This window comes from Enterobacter sp. I4 (assembly GCF_022669095.1).
In the GTDB taxonomy this organism is placed as follows: Bacteria; Pseudomonadota; Gammaproteobacteria; order Enterobacterales; family Enterobacteriaceae; genus Enterobacter; species Enterobacter pasteurii.
The window spans coordinates 518,590-538,473 of record NZ_JALBUO010000002.1; the positions used below are offsets into that span (position 1 = coordinate 518,590).

Here is a 19,884-nt window from a genome sequence, read left to right on the forward strand (position 1 = left end):
TCCCGCCAAAGCCGTAATTCATAAAATATGCAGCTCCTTAATACACCGCGGGGAGTGACGCACTTTTATCATGCTAACCGGCTATAAGTTCGAATCCATCCGGGCGCTGCGCAGTGAAATAGTGATTGCGTGGGAGGTATTGTCCACGGCCAAGCCTCACGTCAATCTCGAAGACTACTTTTGCGCGATGCCCGCGACGCAGCGTAAAGCGCATTTCTTTGCGCAGCTTCGTCATGCCATGTTGCGCGAAGAAGGCAAAAAATATTATCTCAACGCGACATCGGATTTGCTGCTGGAAACGGACTTCCTCGACAGGCTGAAAGAAGAAACGCCCCGCCCGGAGAGGCTTGCTATCGAAGTTACCGATCTTCATCGCATCGTACAGCTTGATGACGACAAAAGCCGGGCCCTGCGGATATGCATCGCCACGCTGCATCAGCGGGGTATCGAAGTGTGGGCTGACGACGTCTGCGAAGATCTCATTCCGGCTCTGCTTGCCAGCCAGATCCGCTTCTGCGGCGTCAAAATTGACAAGCATACTTTCTGGAGCGGCCGCGTCGAGCAGGAAAAGTTTCTGCACCTCACCCGCCAGTGCAAGCGTCTCGCCAGTAAGGTGTTGATAGAGGGTATCGAAACCGCGGGTGATTTCGCGCTGGCCCGCGCCAGCGCGGCCGATTACGGCCAGGGCTACCTGTGGGGCAACTCATGACGCCCTGCATTATCAACGCGGGCTTTCGGGTCATCATCCTGAGCGAAAACGCGTATTTATGCCTTGGGCTCAGGTCGATTATCGCTACCGCCGTCGCCCCACGTCCCGAGATTTACTGGATTAACGACGTTAATCCCGAAGGGCTTCTGCACCTGCAGGAGCACCTCCTGAATACCCGCGCCGGGTCAGACTGGCTGGTCTTTACCGATGCGGCCCGCGTGGATGAGATTAACGCTTTCCTGCGCGGCGAGCGCGCCAGAGTGGTGGCGGACAATCTGACGCTTGCTCAGCTGAGCCGCTGCTTTAGCGACACGACATACTCTTTCGAAAACCTCGCCACGCTCACGTATCAGGAGATGCGGGTTTGCATGCTGTTTCACAAAGGATTCAGCCCGGTTCGTATCGCACAGGTCTTTGGTAAGTCACCTAAAACGATTTACACCCACAAGCGTAACGCGATGAACAAATTTTGCTGCCAGAACCTGGCGGAATTCCATCGAAAACTCTGCCTGCTGGACGCTCAGCTCTCGTCTCTGTAATTGCACCGTTAACCACGTTAGGAAATAAGATCATGAGAATTATCCCCACTGTTGTATGTTGTTCGGTTCTCCTGCTTCCTGCCGCTGCGATCGCAGCAGACAGCACCGCAAGCGCGACGATGCACGTCTCGCTCGAGGTGGTTAAATCCTGCACCCTCAACGCCAACGACCTTAACTTCTCGCGCCACGGTTCGGATGAAACCAGTGAAATACAGGCCAAAACCCAGGTCGATATCGTCTGTACCAACGGTACGCCGTTCACGCTCTCCGCGACCAGCAACGATAGCAGCGAAAACGGCACCTTCTGGCTGAAGCCGGATAACGGCGAAACGGGCGCCCAGAAAATTGCCTGGAAACTGTTTGCTGACGAGGGCAAACAGACGCAAATCACCGGCACTGACGGGCTCACCGATACCGGCAACGGCATGAAACAGGAAGAGACGCTGTACGGTGTTATTGATGCAGGCGCCCTGACGGCCGCGCAGGCGGGCACCTATAGCGACGATATCACCTTAAACCTGGTGTACTGATCGTGCGACGCTATCTTCCCTGCTTCATTATCTGGCTCATGATGCTGGCGCTGCTGTCACGCTACGCGCTGGCCGCCACGCTTCAGGTCGCCCCTGTAACGCTCGATCTCCAGAGCGGGCAAAGAGCAACGGCGGTTTACCTCACTAACAGCGGGAAATCGGCCATCCATGCGCAGATACGGGTGTACGAGTGGAGCCAGAAAAACGGTAAAGACGTCCTGGCCGCCACCGAGGAGGTGGTCAGCAGCCCGGCGATGACCTCGCTGGCGCCGGGCCAGCAGCAGCTGGTGCGTATTATCGTCATGCGCCCGGGCCTGAATGAACAGGAGCAAAGCTACCGGCTGGTCATCGATGAGCTGCCGGATGCAGCGGCCCGCGCGGCCAGCCCCAACGCGGTGCATTTCCTGCTGCGCTACTCAATTCCGGTCTTCATTGCCGGAAACCAGACAGCGCCCGTCAGCCGCGATGCCCTGAGCTGCGAACAGGCGGACACCCCGGCGACTATCCGCTGCTATAACGCCGGAAACAGCCATATTCGCCTTAGCCACCTTCAGGCCCTGACGGCCAGCGGGCAGGCTGTGGCCTCGATTAAAGGCCTGGCGGGCTACGTACTGCCGGGACAGACCACGCTTCTGACATTCAGGCACGCTCCACGCCATACGCTCAGCGCGCTACGCGCCTACATCAATGACGATCACAATGCCAGCCAGATACCTCTGCGCCCGCTTGCCGCTCGCGCTCCTGCTTTGGCTACCGCTCATGCTGTCAGCCCGGGCTGAATCCACCGCTGACACCGTGCAATGGCTGGCCATCACCGTGAACCACGCCCCGCGTGGCGAGCTGTGGGCCTGCCGGGTAGCGGGTGACGCGTTGTGGATTAGCCGCAGCGACATGCAAAAACTGGGGCTTCGCGCCCCGGATAACCACAACGAGTGGATTGAACTGACGTCCCTGCCGGATCTCAGGGTCAGCCTCGATTTACTTTCTCAGCAGGTGTCAATTACCGCTGGAGCAAAGGCGCTCGCGGGGCAGCAGCACCTGGCTTTCGGGAGGCCGCCCTCGCCGTACCGCTATCCTGAGGCACAGCCCATCAGCGCGCTGACGCTCGGCTACGCGCTCTATGCCAGCGAGTCAGAGGGGAAACGACAGCTTAACGCCCAGACCATGCTGACCGCCTCCGGAATGCTGCCCGGCACCTTCAGCAGCAGCTTTTCCAGCCATGCCGGAGAGGAAAACAGCGCGGGACGGCCCGCCCACACGCGTCTTGAAACCCGCTGGCAGCGGGACAACACGGACTCGCTCACCAGCCTGGCGCTGGGGGACAGTATCACTACCGGCACCCGCTGGAGCCGACAGGTACGCTTTGGCGGACTGCACTGGGCACGTAATTTTGAGCTGAATCCCCAGCTCAACACCGAACCGCGCAGCCGCTACAGCGACACGGCCGTCCTGCCCTCAACGGTCGATCTTTACATCGATGGGCTTAAGCAGAGCAGCCAGCGCGTAACGCCGGGGGATTTTCTGCTGGATACCCTGCCCTCTTTTACCGGCAGCGGGCAGGCGCAGGTGGTCATTACCGACATCAACGGCCAGCGGCGCACCGTCCAGCTCGATCTGTACGGCGCGCCGGGAATGCTGGCGGAAGGGCTGAGCAGTGGCTCACTGGATATCGGCTGGATGCGGCAAAACTACGCCCTGCGCTCCAATGACTATGCCGCCTCGCCTATGCTCGACGCCGGCTGGCGTTATGGCGTGAATAACCAGCTGACGATGGCGCTGCATACGGAACAGCAGCGAAAGCTGCGTAACGTGGGCGCCGGCGCGGACTGGCTGATCTCCCCGGCTACGGGCATCCTCAGCCCGCACATCGCCCTAAGCGACAGCCCCTACGGTAAGGGAATGCAGTGGGGTCTTGGCTGGCAGTGGAGCGGTAACGGGACGGGCATTTCCGCCAGCACCGTTCGTACCGATGCCGCGTTCGCCGATAACGCTCGCATGAGCGGTGCCGTCCCCGTCAGACGCAGCGATAGCGTCTGGGTAAGCCACGCCGTTCCCCACGTCGGTACGCTGGGTGCGGGCTGGGTTCAACAACATTTCCAGGGCAATACCCAGCGCTACCTCAACGCCTCCTGGACCGTCTCGCTGCCGGCCCATCTCTCCAGCACGCTGAGCTACACGCGCTCGTTTACGGACTCGTCGAGTAACGTTCAGCTTATGCTCTCCGTTCCGTTTGGCCATCATGACACGCTTTCCGCTCAGGCTAGCCGGGAGTCCCCGCGTATGGATTATCGCCATCAGCCAGACAATCAGGCTGGCGGCTGGTCCTGGCAGCTGGGACAGGGCTTTGGCAAAAATCGGGAAAGGTATGCAGACGTGGGCTACCTTGGCCGCGCCGGAGAGTGGCACGCCGGGCTGGAGCAGGGCGTTAACACAGGCAGCCAGTACGCCTCGGCCGAAGGCAGCGTAACGCTGCTGGACCACAGCCTGCACGCGCTGCGCTACAACCAGCAGGGGCTGGCGCTGGTCTCCACGCGCGGTATCGGCCACGTGCCGGTGATGCTGGAAAACCGCCGGGCAGGCGAAACCGATGAGCGCGGGTACCTTCTGCTGACCGACCTGCCCCGCTACCACAACAGTAAAGTCACCATCGATCCGCTGGATCTGCCCCCCGACGCGATCGCGCCCGTCACCGACATGTATGCCAGGCCGGGCAACGGCAGCGCGGTGAAAGTCGATTTTAACGTCCATTACGCCGTGACGGTTCAGGCCCGGCTGGTGGACGCGCGCGGCCGGCCGCTGCCGCTGGGCAGCGTCGTGTCAACGCCGCACGGCGCCACCATCGTGGGACGCGACGGGTTTATCTGGCTTGAAGATCCGCCCCTGCCCGGTGAGCTGGTGGTGAAAACCGGTGAGGGTGAGTGCCGGGTCACGCTTCCGGCCCCGCGCGCCGCGTCAACCGTAATGAATATTGGAGAACAGCCGTGTCATTAAAAGCGTCGTTACTGCTGCTGCCCGTGCTTTCCATGAAGGCGATGGCGGCGGCATGCTGGATAACCTCGCCCGCCGTCATCAACTTTGGCAATGTCGTGGCGGGCAACGCTGCCTCGACCAGCACCGAGGTAAAATTTAGCTGTCAGGCCGACAACTACGGCACGTCAGAGTATATCAACGTCTGCCTGAGCAGCATTGACGCCCCGCCCTTTCAGATGCTCTCGCTGGGCGACGGGGACGGTAAACAATATACCCTGCTGTTTCGCCTGCTTAACGGCATCGCGCGTGCCCAGGAGCTGGGTCCCGCCAGCAGCGGAAATCTCATCCAGCAGACCATCATGGCGCAAAGCAATGCCAGCGTCAGCGGCAGCTTTCCGCTTATCGCCACCCTTCCGGCGGGGCAGAGCCAGCTCCCCGCGACCCACTATTACAACTACAACATGAATCTGCGCATCGCCTGGCACAGCGCCACCCGCCGGGACGCCCTGCAAAGCTGTGCAGACGGCTCCGCGGAGGGGGAACAGGTGCAGGGCGGGAGCAATGCCCAGGCCGAAATCAGCGAAGGGTGCTACATAGAGCGCGTCACCCCGCTCAACTTCGGCACCTTAACCAGCGCCGCCACGCTGCGCCCGACGCGCTCCACGGCAACCCTCACCACGCGCTGTCCGGCCGGAACCGCATTCACGCTCGCCATGGGAAAAGGCAATCATGCCAGCGGCGATCGGCGGCAGCTTTGCAACGATGAGGGCCAGTGCCTGCGCTATACGCTCTGGCAGGATGCCGCGGCCACGCAAAGCTGGGGCGATCAAAGCAGCGGCGATGCGCTGCAGGTCACCAACCCCGCCGGCGGCACGCAGAACTTCACCGTTTACGGAGAAGTACCGGCCCAGCCCCTGAGCGGTACGGGTGAGTTTATTGACGACGTGATAATTACGCTGACTTATTAAACGACACAAAAAACCGTCTGGATCAATGTTATCGGTAACAATGGCGCTAAAATAACCAGCAGTTCCGCTTAGGAAGGCGTAATGCCTTCTCTTTTTTAATTAATTATCTCTGTCTGCATTACAACAAATTATGAAATACCTGCTCGCTGATGCCCTCGTTTACAACGACGAGGACGGTACCGTTACTCCCGTTAATGCGCCGGAAGAGGATGCGCAGCTCCTCACCTGTACGGCCAATACCATCCTGAAGCTGCTGGTAAAGCATCATGGTAACGTCATCGAACGGGAAACGTTTCTCCGTGAGGTCTGGGATAAGCGCGGGCTTCAGGGATCCAACAACTCGTTAAACCAGTACATCAGCATCCTGCGCAAAATGCTGGCCAGCCTGCTTCCCGACGTGCTGTTTATCGTTACGGTGCCTAAAACGGGCTTTATGCTCTGCGCGGACGTCACGGTAACGGCGCTGGAAGAGGAGGCCCCGGCGGCCGAAACGGCGAAACCCGCCTGGCGCATTCGGCCTGAACTGCTGTTCTGCGGCGCGCTCACGCTCGCTATCGTCGCGCTGTGCGTCTGGATAACGGCCGTCAAGCCAGAAGCCCCGCAGAGCGAAATCCATTTGCTCACCCATATTGGCGCGTGTCCGGTCTACACCTTTACGCCGCTGGCAGATGTGTTTCACGGGAGGGCGGTTGCGCTGGCGCAAACCCTTCAGCGAGACGGTCATTTGCCGTGCCTGAAAAATTCAATCTTCTACATGCACATTCAGAGAACGCTGTTCTACGGTCACGAAGGGCGGCTGGTGCTATCCCAATGCTCCCTTGCCCGGGGTAAAGCCAGCGCCTGCCGGACGCTTTTCTATTACGAGTGGTGATATGAGACAGAAAAAAGTTTGGCTAATACTGGTACTCAACCTGTTGCTTCTGGGCTCCGCGCTGGCGTGGTACTTTTACACGCCTCCGCTCTCGGTGGCCTGCGATGGAAACCTGACGTTCTCCGACAAACGTGACAGCCATGCCTTCACGTTTGACGGCGAGGTTATTATGCGTTTTCAACCCGATAAAACGGGCTACATTACGCTAAACGGTAACGTTGAGAACGCCCCCCAGAGCTGGGAAGTGTCTCGTCAGGAGATGTTTAAGTGGCGCCAGGTGGAGGGAGAACTGTATGAAATCGTCATTCAAAAAGTGGAGCGCTTTAGCCATGACGCCATGCCGCCGGGAGTATTTGAAAAGTATGTCGCCGGCCTGACGCTGGGGAAAAAAAGGCTCCTGACGATAGAGCGCACGCCCCAGGGCGCGCTGGTCATTAGCAATTTTTATTCGCCCGTGCTGATCTGCTCAGTGTAGCGTCGGCCGCTCAGGCTATACTTCCAGCCATGAACATTCGCATTCGCCCCACTTTTGTCAACGACGTTGCCGCCCTGCCCGCCATCGAGCGCGCGGCGGGCCGGCGTTTTCGCGACTATCCGGCGCTGGCCTGGCTGGCCGAAGGCGACGTTATTTCCGTTGAAGTGCACCTCGGTTACATCGCGCGCGGACTAAGCTGGCTGGCGCTGGCAGACGATCGTCCCGTGGGCTTTATCCTCGCAGAAGCCCATCCAACGTCGCTGTTTATTGAGGAACTCTCGGTCGATCTGGACTGGCAGGGAAAAGGGGCTGGACGCCAGCTCATCGCCCGCGCCGCCGCGCATGCCCGCAGCCTCGGCCTGCGTTCGCTGACGCTAACAACCTTTTGCGAGGTACCGTGGAATGCGCCATTTTATGCCCGGCTGGGCTTTGAAAGGGTGACGACGCTGACGCCGGAGCTGCGCCGGAAAAGGGAAGAAGAGACCGCGCACGGGTTAGCGTCAAACGACCGCTGCGCCATGCGCCTGCCTCTCTAATATCGCCCGGTAGCGCTGCGCTTACCGGGCCTGGAGCACACTCGAACCGCTGGCCGGGTCAGGCACAGCCGTTACCCGGCGAAACGCGCGGCGTCAGAACGTTTCCCAGTTATCGCCCGCGTCCGCGGTCGCCGGTTTACGCGCCGCTACCGGTGCCGCAACGCTTTTCGCGGAAGCGAACTCGCGCGCTTTCTGCTGCTCCTGCTGAATGCGGAACACCGCCACGGCCTGCGTCAGACGGCTCGCCTGCTCTTCCAGCGCCGCTGCCGCTGCAGCAGACTCCTCTACCAGCGAGGCGTTCTGCTGGGTCACGCGATCCATCTCCGCCACCGCCAGGCCGACCTGGTCGATACCGCGGCTCTGCTCGTCAGACGCAGAGGCAATCTCGCCCATAATGTCCGTCACGCGGGTGACCGCGTTCACGATTTCACCCATGGTTTCACCGGCGCTTTCCACCAGCGTAGAACCCACTTCGACACGGCCCACGGAGTCTTCAATCAGGCTCTTGATTTCACGGGCGGCCTGGGCGCTGCGCTGCGCCAGGTTACGCACTTCACCCGCAACAACCGCAAAGCCGCGGCCCTGCTCGCCCGCACGCGCCGCTTCTACCGCCGCGTTCAGCGCCAGGATGTTGGTCTGGAAGGCAATGCCGTCGATCACGCTGATAATATCGGCGATTTTCTGCGAGCTGCCGGCGATATCGCGCATGGTTTGCACCACGTTATCCACCACCTTCCCGCCTTTCTGCGCGGTTTCGGATGCGCTCAGCGCCAGGTTGCTCGCCTGACGGGCGTTCTCGGCGTTTTGCTTCACGGTCGCGGTCAGCTGCTCCATGCTGGCTGCGGTCTCTTCCAGCGACGCCGCCTGCTGCTCGGTACGGGAAGAGAGATCGTTATTGCCCATCGAGATTTCGCTCGCGCCGCTGTAAATGGCGTTCGCGCCGTTACGCACGTCGCCCACGGTGCGGACCAGCTCGCCCTGCATGTGGCGCAGGGAGTCGGCCAGCTCACCCATCTCGTTGGTGCCTTCCACGTCGATGCGCTTCACCAGGTCGCCGCTGGCGATATGGCGAATGCTGTCGATCAGACGGGTCATCGGAGAGATGAGCGCCTGACGAATGCCGAGCCAGACGGCTACAATCACCACCAGCACCGCAATCAGTACGCTAATCAGCACCCAGATAGCCTGGTGATAAGAGCTGTTGCTGTCTTCAACCGCAGTCTGATACAGCGCGTCGTTCTGCTGCAGATAGCTGACGTACTGCTTCTCAAAGCCATCCTGATAGCTCTGGGTCGGCTGGTCGAAGAACTCGTTGATTTTGCCGGCACCCAGCAGCTGGATCAGCTCAGCCAGCGCGCCGTGGTAGATATCGTAGTTACGTTTAATTTCAAGCGCCGCAGCGTCGCTCTGGCGCGGGTCGCGCGGCAGCGCTTCGTAATCCGCCCAGTTTTTTTCCGCCTGCTTCAGAGACGCGGAGGCAATCTGCATCAGCTCGGCGACGGTTGAGCCGCTGCCGATATTGTTCTGATCCATCATGTAGCGGATACCCGCGCGGTTCAGGGTATTACGGGTTTGCAGCAGCGCCACCCAGCTGCCGTTCAGGGTGGACTGCTGCTGGCGAATGGTTTGCAGGATGGTGAAATTCTCTTTGTCGTGCTTCAGGGCATTGAAGAAAAGACCACCGGACGTGAGTTGTAAAAGGCCAAATATCGCTAAAACCAGCATTAAGCTGGTGACAATCTTGATACGGTTTAACATGTTTTCGTTTTCCTCAGACAGATAACAGAATTTTCGGCCTGGTAAGGGAAAACTTTACGAAAATCATCCTGGAATTTAGGGTTTTTACTCTTCGTCCCGCGCGGCAATATGCCGGTTTCCGAGTTCAATAAACTCCTCCAGCAGCGCCGTCAGCTGCTTCATCTTCTCCGGCGTATACTCCGCCTCAATCTGCTGGTACGCCTCTTCCACCTGTGCCTGAGCACGCTGGTACAGCGCGTTACCCTCTCTGGTGAGCGACACGTACAGCTTGCGCTGGTCGTTCACCGGCTTTAAGCGCAGCACCAGGCCGTCGCGCTCCATGCGCGTCAGAATGCCGGTCAGGCTTGGGCGCAAAATGCAGGTGCGAAAGGCCAGGTCGTGAAAATCCATGGAGGGATGCTCGGCCAGCACGCGCACAATACGCCACTGCTGCTCGGTCAGGTTATGCCGCTTCACAATCGGGCGGAAGTAGCCCATCGCCGCTTCCCGCGCCTGCAGCAGCGCGATGGTTAATGAATCATGCATAGCCTTCCTCTCATATCATTAACAAGTAAACAATCCAAAAAAGACGTTTTTATAAACAACACGTTTTAACTCAAAAAGTCTAACAGAATCAGCGCTATTTTTTTAACACGTTAATTTTAATAGCTTTTAACCCTTATATGTAAATTTATTGTTATTCATATCACAAATTATTCACTTCTGATTGCGAAACGAACAGCAAAAGCATAAAACCAGATCATTAACATATTAATGAAATCCAAACCGGTCATCCGGCCAGAGGAGTATGTCAATGAAAGGTACCGTTTTTGCCGTGGCGCTAAACCACCGAAGCCAGCGAGAAGCCTGGGCTGACGCCTTTGAAAAAGCCCCCTACAACGCGCCGCCACAAACGGCGGTATGGTTTATCAAGCCGCACAACACCGCGATCCGCGCAGGCGAACCGATCCCCTTCCCGCAGGGCGAAACGGTGCTAAGCGGCGCGACGGTCGCGCTGGTGGTGGGTAAAACCGCCAGCAGGGTACGGGTGGAGGATGCCGCAGCGTACATCGCGGGATATGCGCTGGCCAACGAGGTGAGCCTGCCGGAAGAGAGCTTCTACCGCCCGGCCATCAAGGCCAAATGTCGGGACGGGTTTTGCCCGACTGGCGAGCTGGCTGCCGTCGGCAACGTCGATAACCTGACCATCGTCACCGAAATCAACGGCCGCGAAGCGGATCGCTGGAGCACCGCCGATCTGCACCGCGGCGCCGCCGAACTGCTGAGCGCCCTGAGCGAGTTTGCCACCCTGAACCCCGGGGATGCGATATTGCTCGGCACCCCGCAAAACCGCGTTGAGATCCGCCCGGGCGATCGGGTACGCATTCTGGCAGAAGGTTTCCCGCCGCTGGAAAACCCGGTGGTTGATGAACGCGACGTCGCCCTCGCGCAAAGCGCGCCCCCGCATCCCACGCTGTTTGCCCTCGGCCTGAACTATGCCGATCACGCCAGCGAGCTGGACTTCAGGCCGCCGACCGAGCCGCTGGTGTTTATCAAAGCGCCGAACACCTTCAACGGCGACAGCCAGACCTCGGTGCGCCCGAACGGCGTTGAATACATGCATTACGAAGCGGAGCTGGTGGTGGTCATCGGCAAAACCGCGCGCAAGGTCAGCGAAGCCGAGGCGATGGACTATGTTGCGGGCTATACGGTCTGCAACGACTACGCCATCCGCGACTACCTGGAAAACTACTACCGCCCGAACCTGCGGGTAAAAAGCCGCGACGGGCTGACGCCCATTTCCCCCAACATCGTGCCGAAAGCGGCGATCCCCGACCCGCACAGCCTCACCCTGCGCACCTTCGTCAACGGCGAGCTGCGTCAGGAAGGCACCACCGCAGATCTCATTTTCAGCATCCCGTACCTGATTGCGTACCTGAGCGATTTTATGACCCTGCAGCCGGGCGACATGATTGCCACCGGCACGCCGAAGGGGCTGTCCAACGTGGTACCGGGCGATGAGGTGGTGGTGGAAGTGGAGGGCGTGGGCCGCCTGATGAACCGCATTGTCAGCGAGGAGACAACAAAATGAAAAAGATTAACCACTGGATCAACGGTAAAAACGTCGCCGGAAGCGAGTACTTCCACACCACTAACCCGGCCTCCGGCGAGGTATTAGCGGAAGTGGCCTCCGGCGGTGAAGCCGAGGTTCATCAGGCCGTCGCCGCCGCCAAAGCGGCGTTCCCGAAATGGGCCAACCTGCCGATGAAGGAGCGCGCGCGCCTGATGCGTCGCCTGGGCGATCTGATTGACCAGAACGTGCCGGATATTGCCGCGATGGAAACCGCCGATACCGGCCTGCCGATCCACCAGACCAAAAACGTGCTGATCCCCCGCGCCTCGCACAACTTCGAGTTCTTCGCCGAGGTGTGCCAGCAGATGAACGGCAAAACCTACCCGGTCGACGACAAGATGCTTAACTACACCCTCGTGCAGCCGGTGGGCGTCTGCGCGCTGGTGTCGCCGTGGAACGTGCCGTTTATGACCGCCACCTGGAAGGTCGCCCCCTGCCTCGCGCTGGGCAATACCGCGGTGCTGAAGATGTCTGAACTCTCCCCGCTGACCGCCGACCGTCTGGGCGAGCTGGCGCTGGAGGCGGGCATTCCGGCGGGGGTGCTGAACGTGGTTCAGGGCTACGGCGCGACGGCTGGCGATGCGCTGGTGCGCCATCACGACGTGCGGGCCGTCTCCTTCACCGGGGGCACCGCCACCGGGCGCAACATCATGAAAAACGCCGGGCTGAAGAAATACTCCATGGAGCTGGGCGGCAAATCCCCGGTGCTGATTTTTGAGGATGCGGACATCGAGCGCGCGCTGGACGCCGCCCTGTTCACCATCTTCTCCATCAACGGCGAGCGCTGCACCGCGGGCTCGCGCATCTTCATCCAGCAGAGCATCTACCCGGAATTCGTGAAGCGCTTCGCCGAGCGCGCCAGCCGCCTGCGCGTGGGCGATCCGACCGATCCCAACACCCAGATTGGCGCGCTGATTAGCAAGCCACACTGGGAGAAAGTCTCCGGCTATATCCGCCTCGGCATTGAGGAGGGCGCGACCCTGCTGGCGGGCGGCCCGGACAAGCCGACCGATCTGCCCGCGCACCTGAAGGGGGGTAACTTCCTGCGACCAACCGTGCTGGCGGACGTCGACAACCGCATGCGCGTGGCGCAGGAGGAGATCTTCGGGCCGGTGGCCTGCCTGCTGCCGTTTAAGGACGAAGCGGAAGGCCTGCGCCTCGCCAACGACGTGGAGTACGGCCTGGCGTCGTACATCTGGACCCAGGACGTCAGCAAGGTGCTGCGCCTGGCGCGCAGCATCGAAGCGGGCATGGTGTTCGTGAATACCCAGAACGTGCGCGACCTGCGCCAGCCGTTCGGCGGCGTGAAGGCCTCCGGCACCGGGCGCGAAGGCGGCGAGTACAGCTTTGAAGTCTTCGCGGAGATGAAGAACGTCTGCATCTCCATGGGCGACCATCCGATTCCAAAATGGGGGATCTGACAATGGGCAAGTTAGCGTTAGCGGCGAAAATTACCCACGTACCGTCGATGTATCTTTCTGAACTGCCGGGAAAAAACCACGGCTGCCGCCAGTCGGCCATCGACGGGCATAAGGAAATTAGCAAGCGCTGCCGCGAGCTGGGCGTGGACACCATCATCGTGTTCGACACCCACTGGCTGGTGAACAGCGCCTATCACATCAACTGTGCGGACCATTTTTCAGGCGTCTATACCAGCAACGAGCTGCCGCACTTTATCCGCGACATGGCCTACGACTACGACGGCAACCCGGAGCTCGGCCAGCTGATCGCCGACGAGGCGGTAAAGCTTGGCGTGCGCGCCAAAGCGCACAACATTCCGAGCCTCAAGCTGGAGTACGGCACGCTGGTGCCGATGCGCTACATGAACGCGGATAAGCACTTCAGGGTGGTCTCCATCTCGGCGTTCTGCACGGTTCACGACTTCGCCGACAGCCGCAGGCTGGGCGAGGCCATCGTCAGCGCCATCAAAAAATATGACGGCACCGTGGCGGTGCTCGCCAGCGGCTCGCTGTCGCACCGCTTTATCGACGACCAGCGGGCGGAAGAAGGAATGAACAGCTACACCCGCGAGTTCGACCGCCAGATGGACGAGCGGGTAGTGAAGCTGTGGCGCGAGGGCCAGTTTAAGGAGTTTTGCAGCATGCTGCCGGAGTACGCCGACTACTGCTACGGCGAGGGCAACATGCACGACACGGTGATGCTGCTGGGCATGCTCGGCTGGGACAACTACGACGGCAAGGTGGAGTTCCTCACCGAGCTGTTCGCCAGCTCCGGCACCGGCCAGGTCAACGCCGTTTTCCCGCTGCCCGCATAAGGAGCCGCCATGCCGCACTTTATAGCCGAATGTACCGACAACATCCGCGAGCAGGCCGACCTGCCGGGGCTGTTCGCCAAAGTGAACGAGGCGCTGGCCGCCACCGGCATTTTCCCCATCGGCGGTATCCGCAGCCGCGCCCACTGGCTGGATACCTGGCAGATGGCCGACGGCAGGCACGATTACGCCTTTGTGCATATGACGCTAAAGATTGGTTCCGGGCGCAGCCTTGAGAGCCGGCAAGCGGTGGGTGAAATGCTGTTTACGCTGATCAAAGCGCATTTTGCCGACCTCATGGCCGCCCGCTATCTGGCGCTGTCGTTTGAGCTCGACGAACTGCACCCGACGCTCAATTACAAACAAAACAACGTGCACGCGCTGTTTACGTAACACCGTCCCCTCTCCCTTTGGGAGAGGGTTAGGGTGAGGGGATACCTCTGCGGCCCGATGCCCTCACCCCGTCCCTCTCCCACGGTGAGAGGGAGAAAACAAACATAAAACAGGATATCGCCATGCTCGATAAACACACCCATACCCTGATCGCCCACCGCCTGCATCAGGCGGAGCAGTCCCGGGAGCAGATCCGCGCGATCTCGCTGGAGTACCCGGAGATCACGATTGAAGACGCCTACGCCGTTCAGCGCGAATGGGTGAGCCTGAAGATCGCCGAAGGCCGCGTGCTGAAGGGCCACAAGATCGGCCTCACCTCGAAAGCGATGCAGGCCAGCTCGCAGATTAGCGAGCCGGACTACGGCGCGCTGCTGGACGACATGTTCTTCCACGACGGCAGCGACATCCCCGTCGATCGCTTTATCGTTCCGCGCATCGAGGTGGAGCTGGCGTTCGTGCTGGCCAAGCCGCTGCGCGGCCCGAACTGCACCATCTTCGACGTCTACAACGCCACGGATTACGTCATTCCCGCGCTGGAGCTGATCGACGCCCGCTGCCACAACGTCGACCCGGAAACCCGGCGCCCGCGCAAGGTGTTCGACACCATCTCCGATAACGCCGCCAACGCGGGGGTGATCCTCGGCGGCCGCCCGATTAAGCCCGACGAGCTGGATCTGCGCTGGATCTCCGCCCTGCTCTACCGCAACGGCGTGATCGAAGAGACCGGCGTCGCCGCGGGGGTGCTCAACCATCCGGCCAACGGCGTGGCGTGGCTGGCGAACAAGCTTGCGCCGTACGACGTGCAGCTTGAGCCGGGGCAGATCATCCTCGGCGGCTCCTTTACCCGCCCGGTGCCCGCCAGCAGAGGCGACACCTTCCACGTGGACTACGGCAATATGGGCTCCATCAGCTGCCGCTTTGTTTAGGAGAGGACCATGCAAAACGCATTCAAAGCGGCGCTGCAGGCAGGCCGCCCGCAAATCGGCTTATGGCTGGGGCTGACCAGCAGCTACAGCGCCGAGCTGCTGGCCGGAGCAGGCTTCGACTGGCTGCTGATTGACGGCGAGCACGCGCCGAACAGCGTGCAGACCGTCTTAACCCAGCTGCAGGCCATTGCCCCTTATCCGAGCCAGCCGGTGGTGCGCCCGTCGTGGAACGATCCGGTGCAGATCAAACAGCTGCTGGACGTGGGGGCGCAAACCCTGCTGGTGCCGATGGTGCAAAACGCTGAGGAGGCCCGTCTGGCGGTATGTTCCACGCGCTATCCGCCCGCGGGCATTCGCGGCGTCGGCAGCGCCCTGGCGCGGGCCTCGCGCTGGAACCGCATCCCTGACTATCTGCATCAGGCCAACGACGCCATGTGCGTGCTGGTGCAAATCGAAACCCGCGAGGCGCTGAAAAACCTGCCGCAGATCCTGGACGTGGACGGCGTCGACGGGGTGTTTATCGGCCCGGCGGATCTGAGCGCCGACATGGGCTATGCCGGTAATCCGCAGCACCCGGAAGTGCAGGCGGCCATTGAACAGGCGATCGCGCAGATCCTCGGCGCAGGGAAAGCGCCCGGGATCCTGATGGCCAACGAGCTGCTGGCCAAACGCTATCTCGAACTCGGCGCGCTGTTCGTTGCGGTCGGCGTGGATACCACCCTGCTCGCCCGCGGCGCGGAAGCGCTGGCAGCCCGCTTTACCGACGTCACCACAGCTGTTGATAACAATAAATCCGTCTACTAAACGTACGATGTGGAGCGCAACATGACGACCTCAACCCTGCAAAACAAAGCTGTTGAACATCGCGTTATAAATAAGCTGTTCCGTCGTTTAATCGTGTTTCTCTTTATCCTGTTTGTTTTTTCGTTTCTCGACCGCATCAACATCGGCTTTGCCGGGCTGACGATGGGCAAGGATCTGGGCCTCACCTCGACCATGTTTGGCCTGGCCGCGACGCTCTTTTACGTCACCTACGTGCTGTGCGGGATCCCGAGCAACATCATGCTGGCGAAGATCGGCGCGCGCCGCTGGATCGCCGGGATCATGGTGGTGTGGGGCATCGCCTCCACCTGTACCATGTTCGCCACCAGCCCGGAAACGCTTTACGTGCTGCGTATGCTGGTGGGCATTGCCGAAGCCGGTTTCCTGCCGGGGATCCTGGTCTACCTCACCTGGTGGTTCCCCGCGTATCACCGCGCCCGCGCCAACGCGCTGTTTATGATCGCCATGCCGGTGACCATGATGCTCGGCTCGATCCTCTCCGGGTACATCCTGGCGATGGACGGGCTGTGGAACCTGAAGGGCTGGCAGTGGCTGTTTCTGCTGGAAGGACTGCCGTCGGTAGTGCTCGGCGTGGTGACCTGGTTCTACCTCAACGACACGCCGGATCAGGCTACCTGGCTGGATGATGACGAAAAGCAGGCGCTGAAAACGATGATCGCCCGCGAGCAGGAAATGGCGATTGCGCACGCCGCCACACCGCGCTCGACGCTTCGCGAGGTACTGACGCCCGCCGTGCTGCTCTACACCCTGGCCTACTTCTGCCTGACCAACACGTTAAGCGCCATCAACATCTGGACGCCGCAGATCCTGCAAAGCTTCAACACCGGCAGCAGCAATATCACCATCGGCCTGCTGGCGGCGATCCCGCAGTTTTGCACCATCCTCGGGATGATCTGGTGGAGCCGCCGCTCCGACAGGCTGAAAGAGCGAAAAAAGCACACCATCCTGCCGTACCTGTTTGCGGCGGCAGGCTGGATGCTGGCCTCGGCGACCGATCACAGCCTGATCCAGCTGCTTGGCATCATCATGGCCTCAACCGGATCGTTTACCGCCATGGCGATATTCTGGACCACGCCGGATCGGGTTATCAGCCTGCAGTCACGCGCGGTAGCCCTGGCGGTGATCAACGCCATCGGTAACGTGGGTTCCGCCGTCAGCCCGTTGCTGATTGGGATCCTGCGCGACGCGACCGGCAGCTTCAGTTCAGGGCTGTGGTTCGTGGCCGGGCTGCTGCTGGTGGGCGCGCTGGTGCTGACGCGCATCCCGATGACGCAGCGGGATCAACAGAGGAACAATCATGTGCCAGAGCCCCATCGCCAACATTGATATCAGCAAGGAGTACGACGAAAGTCTGGGCACCGACGATGTGCACTATCAGTCGTTCGCCCGCATGGCGGCCTTTTTTGGCCGCGACATGCAGGCGCATCGTCACGACCAGTACTTCCAGATGCACTTTCTCGATACCGGGCAGATTGAGCTCCAGCTCGACGATCACCGCTACTCGGTGCAGGCGCCGCTGTTCGTCCTCACGCCGCCGTCGGTGCCGCACGCGTTTATCACCGAATCCGACAGCGACGGCCACGTTCTGACGGTGCAGGAAGATCTGATCTGGCCGCTGCTGGAGGTGCTCTACCCCGGCACGCGGGAAGCGTTCGGCCTGCCGGGGATTTGCCTCTCGATGGCCGACAAGCCTGACGAGCTGGCGGCGCTCAGGCACTACTGGCAGCTGATCGCGCGGGAATCAACCTCCCAGCTGCCGGGGCGCGAGCACACGCTGGTCCTGCTGGCGCAGGCGGTGTTTACCCTGCTGCTGCGCAACGCGAAGCTCGACGACCACGCGTCAGGCGGAATGCGCGGCGAGCTGAAGCTGTTCCAGCGCTTTAACCAGCTCATTGATACCCACTATCACCTGCACTGGACGGTGCCGGAATACGCCAGCGAACTGCACCTGACCGAATCTCGGCTGACGGACATCTGCCGCCGCTTCGCCAACCGCTCACCAAAACGGCTGATTTTCGACCGCCAGCTGCGGGAGGCCAGGCGCCTGCTGCTGTTTTCCGACAGCGCGGTCAGCGAAATTGCCTGGCAGCTGGGGTTTAAGGATCCGGCCTATTTCGCCCGTTTTTTCAATCGCCTGACCGGGTGCTCGCCAAGCGCGTATCGGGCGCAGAAAGTACCGGTTTCCCCTCACCCCGGCCCTCTCCCCAAGGGGGAGAGGGTGTAATTGTTCCCTCTCCCCTTTGGGGAGAGGGTTAGGGTGAGGGGACAACGATCACAAATCCCCTCACCACCCGAAAAGTACCCGCCGTTGTCCCAATCGTCCCTTCACGGTCCGCCCTTCTCACGCTTCAATTAAACAACAAAAACAAAACATAAATTTAACAACCATCTTCCGATACGAGGTCCCTATGAAGCCTGAAGAGTTCCGCGCCGATGCCAAACGTCCGTTAACCGGCGAAGAGTATTTAAAAAGCCTGCAGGACGGTCGCGAGATTTATATCTACGGCGAGCGCGTCAAAGACGTAACTACCCATCCGGCATTCCGCAACGCGGCGGCGTCCATCGCGCAGATGTACGACGCCCTGCACAAGCCGGACATGCAGGATACGCTCTGCTGGGGCACCGACACCGGCAGCGGCGGCTATACCCATAAGTTCTTCCGCGTGGCGAAAAGCGCCGACGACCTGCGCCAGCAGCGCGACGCCATCGCCGAGTGGTCGCGCCTGAGCTACGGCTGGATGGGCCGCACGCCGGACTATAAAGCCGCGTTCGGCTGCGCGCTCGGCGCTAACCCGGCCTTCTACGGCCAGTTCGAGCAGAACGCCCGCAGCTGGTACACCCGCATTCAGGAAACCGGCCTGTACTTTAACCACGCCATCGTCAACCCGCCTATCGACCGCCACAAGCCGGCGGACGAGGTGAAAGACGTTTACATCAAGCTCGAGAAAGAGACCGATGCCGGGATTATCGTCAGCGGCGCAAAAGTGGTGGCCACCAACTCCGCGCTGACCCACTACAACATGATCGGCTTCGGCTCCGCGCAGGTGATGGGTGAAAACCCGGACTTCGCGCTGATGTTCGTCGCGCCAATGGACGCCGAGGGCGTGAAGCTGATCTCCCGCGCCTCTTACGAGATGGTGGCAGGCGCCACCGGCTCCCCGTACGACTACCCGCTCTCCAGCCGCTTCGACGAGAACGACGCGATCCTGGTGATGGATCACGTGCTGATCCCATGGGAAAACGTGCTGATCTACCGTGATTTCGACCGCTGCCGCCGCTGGACGATGGAAGGCGGCTTCGCCCGCATGTACCCGCTTCAGGCCTGCGTGCGTCTGGCGGTGAAGCTCGACTTTATCACCGCCCTGCTGAAAAAATCGCTGGAGTGTACCGGCACCCTCGAGTTCCGCGGCGTGCAGGCGGATCTGGGCGAAGTGGTCGCCTGGCGCAACATGTTCTGGGCGCTGAGCGACTCCATGTGCTCCGAAGCCACGCCGTGGGTTAACGGCGCGTACCTGCCCGATCACGCGGCGCTGCAGACCTACCGCGTGATGGCGCCAATGGCCTACGCGAAGATTAAGAACATCATCGAACGCAACGTCACCTCCGGGCTGATCTACCTGCCGTCCAGCGCGCGGGATCTGAACAACCCGCAGATCGACCAGTACCTGGCGAAATACGTGCGCGGCTCCAACGGCATGGATCACGTCGAGCGCATCAAGATTTTGAAGCTGATGTGGGATGCCATCGGCAGCGAGTTTGGCGGCCGTCACGAGCTGTACGAAATCAACTACTCCGGGAGCCAGGACGAAATTCGCCTTCAGTGCCTGCGCCAGGCGCAGAGCTCGGGCAACATGGACAAGATGATGGCGATGGTCGACCGCTGCATGTCCGAGTACGACCAGCACGGCTGGACCGTACCGCACCTGCACAACAACACCGATATCAACATGCTGGATAAGCTGCTGAAATAACGCAGCGGGA

General features: G+C 60.7%; 20 protein-coding genes. 18 read left to right on the forward strand and 2 right to left on the reverse strand.

Features of this window, described 5'->3' with window-relative positions:
- Positions 1-70: 70 nt before the first annotated feature.
- The 9 genes from MOQ06_RS14760 (at position 71) to MOQ06_RS14800 (ending at position 7,598) form a co-directional block, all read left to right on the forward strand.
- Positions 71-709, forward strand: coding sequence for an EAL domain-containing protein (locus MOQ06_RS14760; RefSeq protein ID WP_242173721.1), 639 nt, complete (start codon positions 71-73; stop codon positions 707-709).
- Positions 706-1,248: a LuxR C-terminal-related transcriptional regulator gene (locus MOQ06_RS14765; RefSeq protein ID WP_242173722.1), complete on the forward strand. Its 543-nt coding sequence runs from the start codon at positions 706-708 to the stop codon at positions 1,246-1,248. Before MOQ06_RS14760 ends, MOQ06_RS14765 begins: the two co-directional genes overlap by 4 nt.
- A gap of 32 nt (positions 1,249-1,280) precedes the next feature.
- Positions 1,281-1,778, forward strand: coding sequence for a spore coat protein U domain-containing protein (locus MOQ06_RS14770; RefSeq protein WP_148422018.1), 498 nt, complete (start codon positions 1,281-1,283; stop codon positions 1,776-1,778).
- Between the two features lie 2 nt (positions 1,779-1,780).
- A complete protein-coding gene (locus tag MOQ06_RS14775; RefSeq protein WP_242173724.1) occupies positions 1,781-2,557 on the forward strand; it encodes a molecular chaperone in 777 nt (258 codons plus the stop codon).
- Positions 2,478-4,769 (forward strand): fimbria/pilus outer membrane usher protein, encoded by a 2,292-nt coding sequence (locus MOQ06_RS14780; RefSeq protein ID WP_242173727.1) that lies wholly within the window; start codon positions 2,478-2,480, stop codon positions 4,767-4,769. Before MOQ06_RS14775 ends, MOQ06_RS14780 begins: the two co-directional genes overlap by 80 nt.
- Entirely contained in the window at positions 4,760-5,716 is a 957-nt protein-coding gene (locus MOQ06_RS14785; RefSeq protein WP_242173729.1) for a spore coat U domain-containing protein, read from the forward strand. The genes MOQ06_RS14780 and MOQ06_RS14785 overlap by 10 nt, the downstream gene beginning before the upstream one ends.
- 130 nt (positions 5,717-5,846) lie before the next feature.
- A complete protein-coding gene (locus MOQ06_RS14790; protein ID WP_242173731.1) occupies positions 5,847-6,587 on the forward strand; it encodes a winged helix-turn-helix domain-containing protein in 741 nt (246 codons plus the stop codon).
- 1 nt (position 6,588) lies between these two features.
- The gene (locus MOQ06_RS14795) at positions 6,589-7,062 is read left to right on the forward strand and encodes a hypothetical protein (RefSeq protein WP_148422025.1); all 474 of its coding nucleotides are present in this window, start codon (positions 6,589-6,591) and stop codon (positions 7,060-7,062) included.
- A 29-nt stretch (positions 7,063-7,091) separates the two neighbouring features.
- Positions 7,092-7,598 (forward strand): GNAT family N-acetyltransferase, encoded by a 507-nt coding sequence (locus tag MOQ06_RS14800; protein ID WP_242173732.1) that lies wholly within the window; start codon positions 7,092-7,094, stop codon positions 7,596-7,598.
- 93 nt (positions 7,599-7,691) lie between these two features.
- On the opposite strand, the gene tsr is transcribed toward MOQ06_RS14800, so the two are convergent.
- Positions 7,692-9,356 carry a methyl-accepting chemotaxis protein gene (gene tsr / locus MOQ06_RS14805; RefSeq protein ID WP_242173734.1) on the reverse strand — a complete coding sequence of 555 codons (1,665 nt, stop codon included), beginning with the start codon at positions 9,354-9,356 and terminating at the stop codon, positions 7,692-7,694.
- A gap of 84 nt (positions 9,357-9,440) precedes the next feature.
- Positions 9,441-9,881: a homoprotocatechuate degradation operon regulator HpaR gene (gene hpaR / locus MOQ06_RS14810; protein WP_148422030.1), complete on the reverse strand. Its 441-nt coding sequence runs from the start codon at positions 9,879-9,881 to the stop codon at positions 9,441-9,443.
- A 268-nt stretch (positions 9,882-10,149) separates the two neighbouring features.
- Between hpaR and hpaG the strand changes: the two genes are divergently transcribed.
- From hpaG to hpaB, 9 genes are all read left to right on the forward strand, one after another.
- Positions 10,150-11,427, forward strand: coding sequence for a 4-hydroxyphenylacetate degradation bifunctional isomerase/decarboxylase (gene hpaG / locus MOQ06_RS14815; RefSeq protein WP_242173736.1), 1,278 nt, complete (start codon positions 10,150-10,152; stop codon positions 11,425-11,427).
- Complete coding sequence (gene hpaE, locus MOQ06_RS14820) at positions 11,424-12,890, forward strand: 5-carboxymethyl-2-hydroxymuconate semialdehyde dehydrogenase (RefSeq protein ID WP_242173739.1); 1,467 nt, start codon at positions 11,424-11,426, stop codon at positions 12,888-12,890. Before hpaG ends, hpaE begins: the two co-directional genes overlap by 4 nt.
- A 2-nt stretch (positions 12,891-12,892) precedes the next feature.
- A complete protein-coding gene (hpaD, locus tag MOQ06_RS14825) occupies positions 12,893-13,744 on the forward strand; it encodes a 3,4-dihydroxyphenylacetate 2,3-dioxygenase (RefSeq protein WP_176608785.1) in 852 nt (283 codons plus the stop codon).
- Between the two features lie 9 nt (positions 13,745-13,753).
- Positions 13,754-14,134 (forward strand): 5-carboxymethyl-2-hydroxymuconate Delta-isomerase, encoded by a 381-nt coding sequence (locus MOQ06_RS14830; RefSeq protein WP_176608786.1) that lies wholly within the window; start codon positions 13,754-13,756, stop codon positions 14,132-14,134.
- Between the two features lie 122 nt (positions 14,135-14,256).
- Positions 14,257-15,060, forward strand: coding sequence for a 2-oxo-hept-4-ene-1,7-dioate hydratase (gene hpaH / locus MOQ06_RS14835; RefSeq protein ID WP_148422040.1), 804 nt, complete (start codon positions 14,257-14,259; stop codon positions 15,058-15,060).
- A gap of 9 nt (positions 15,061-15,069) precedes the next feature.
- Positions 15,070-15,864: a 4-hydroxy-2-oxoheptanedioate aldolase gene (gene hpaI / locus MOQ06_RS14840; protein WP_242173741.1), complete on the forward strand. Its 795-nt coding sequence runs from the start codon at positions 15,070-15,072 to the stop codon at positions 15,862-15,864.
- Positions 15,865-15,885: 21 nt separating this feature from the next.
- Positions 15,886-17,229, forward strand: a complete 1,344-nt coding sequence (gene hpaX / locus MOQ06_RS14845; protein ID WP_242173744.1) for a 4-hydroxyphenylacetate permease — start codon at positions 15,886-15,888, stop codon at positions 17,227-17,229.
- Positions 17,201-18,127, forward strand: coding sequence for a 4-hydroxyphenylacetate catabolism regulatory protein HpaA (gene hpaA / locus MOQ06_RS14850; protein ID WP_193354793.1), 927 nt, complete (start codon positions 17,201-17,203; stop codon positions 18,125-18,127). Before hpaX ends, hpaA begins: the two co-directional genes overlap by 29 nt.
- A 184-nt stretch (positions 18,128-18,311) precedes the next feature.
- A complete protein-coding gene (hpaB, locus tag MOQ06_RS14855; protein ID WP_148422045.1) occupies positions 18,312-19,874 on the forward strand; it encodes a 4-hydroxyphenylacetate 3-monooxygenase, oxygenase component in 1,563 nt (520 codons plus the stop codon).
- Positions 19,875-19,884 lie beyond the last annotated feature (10 nt).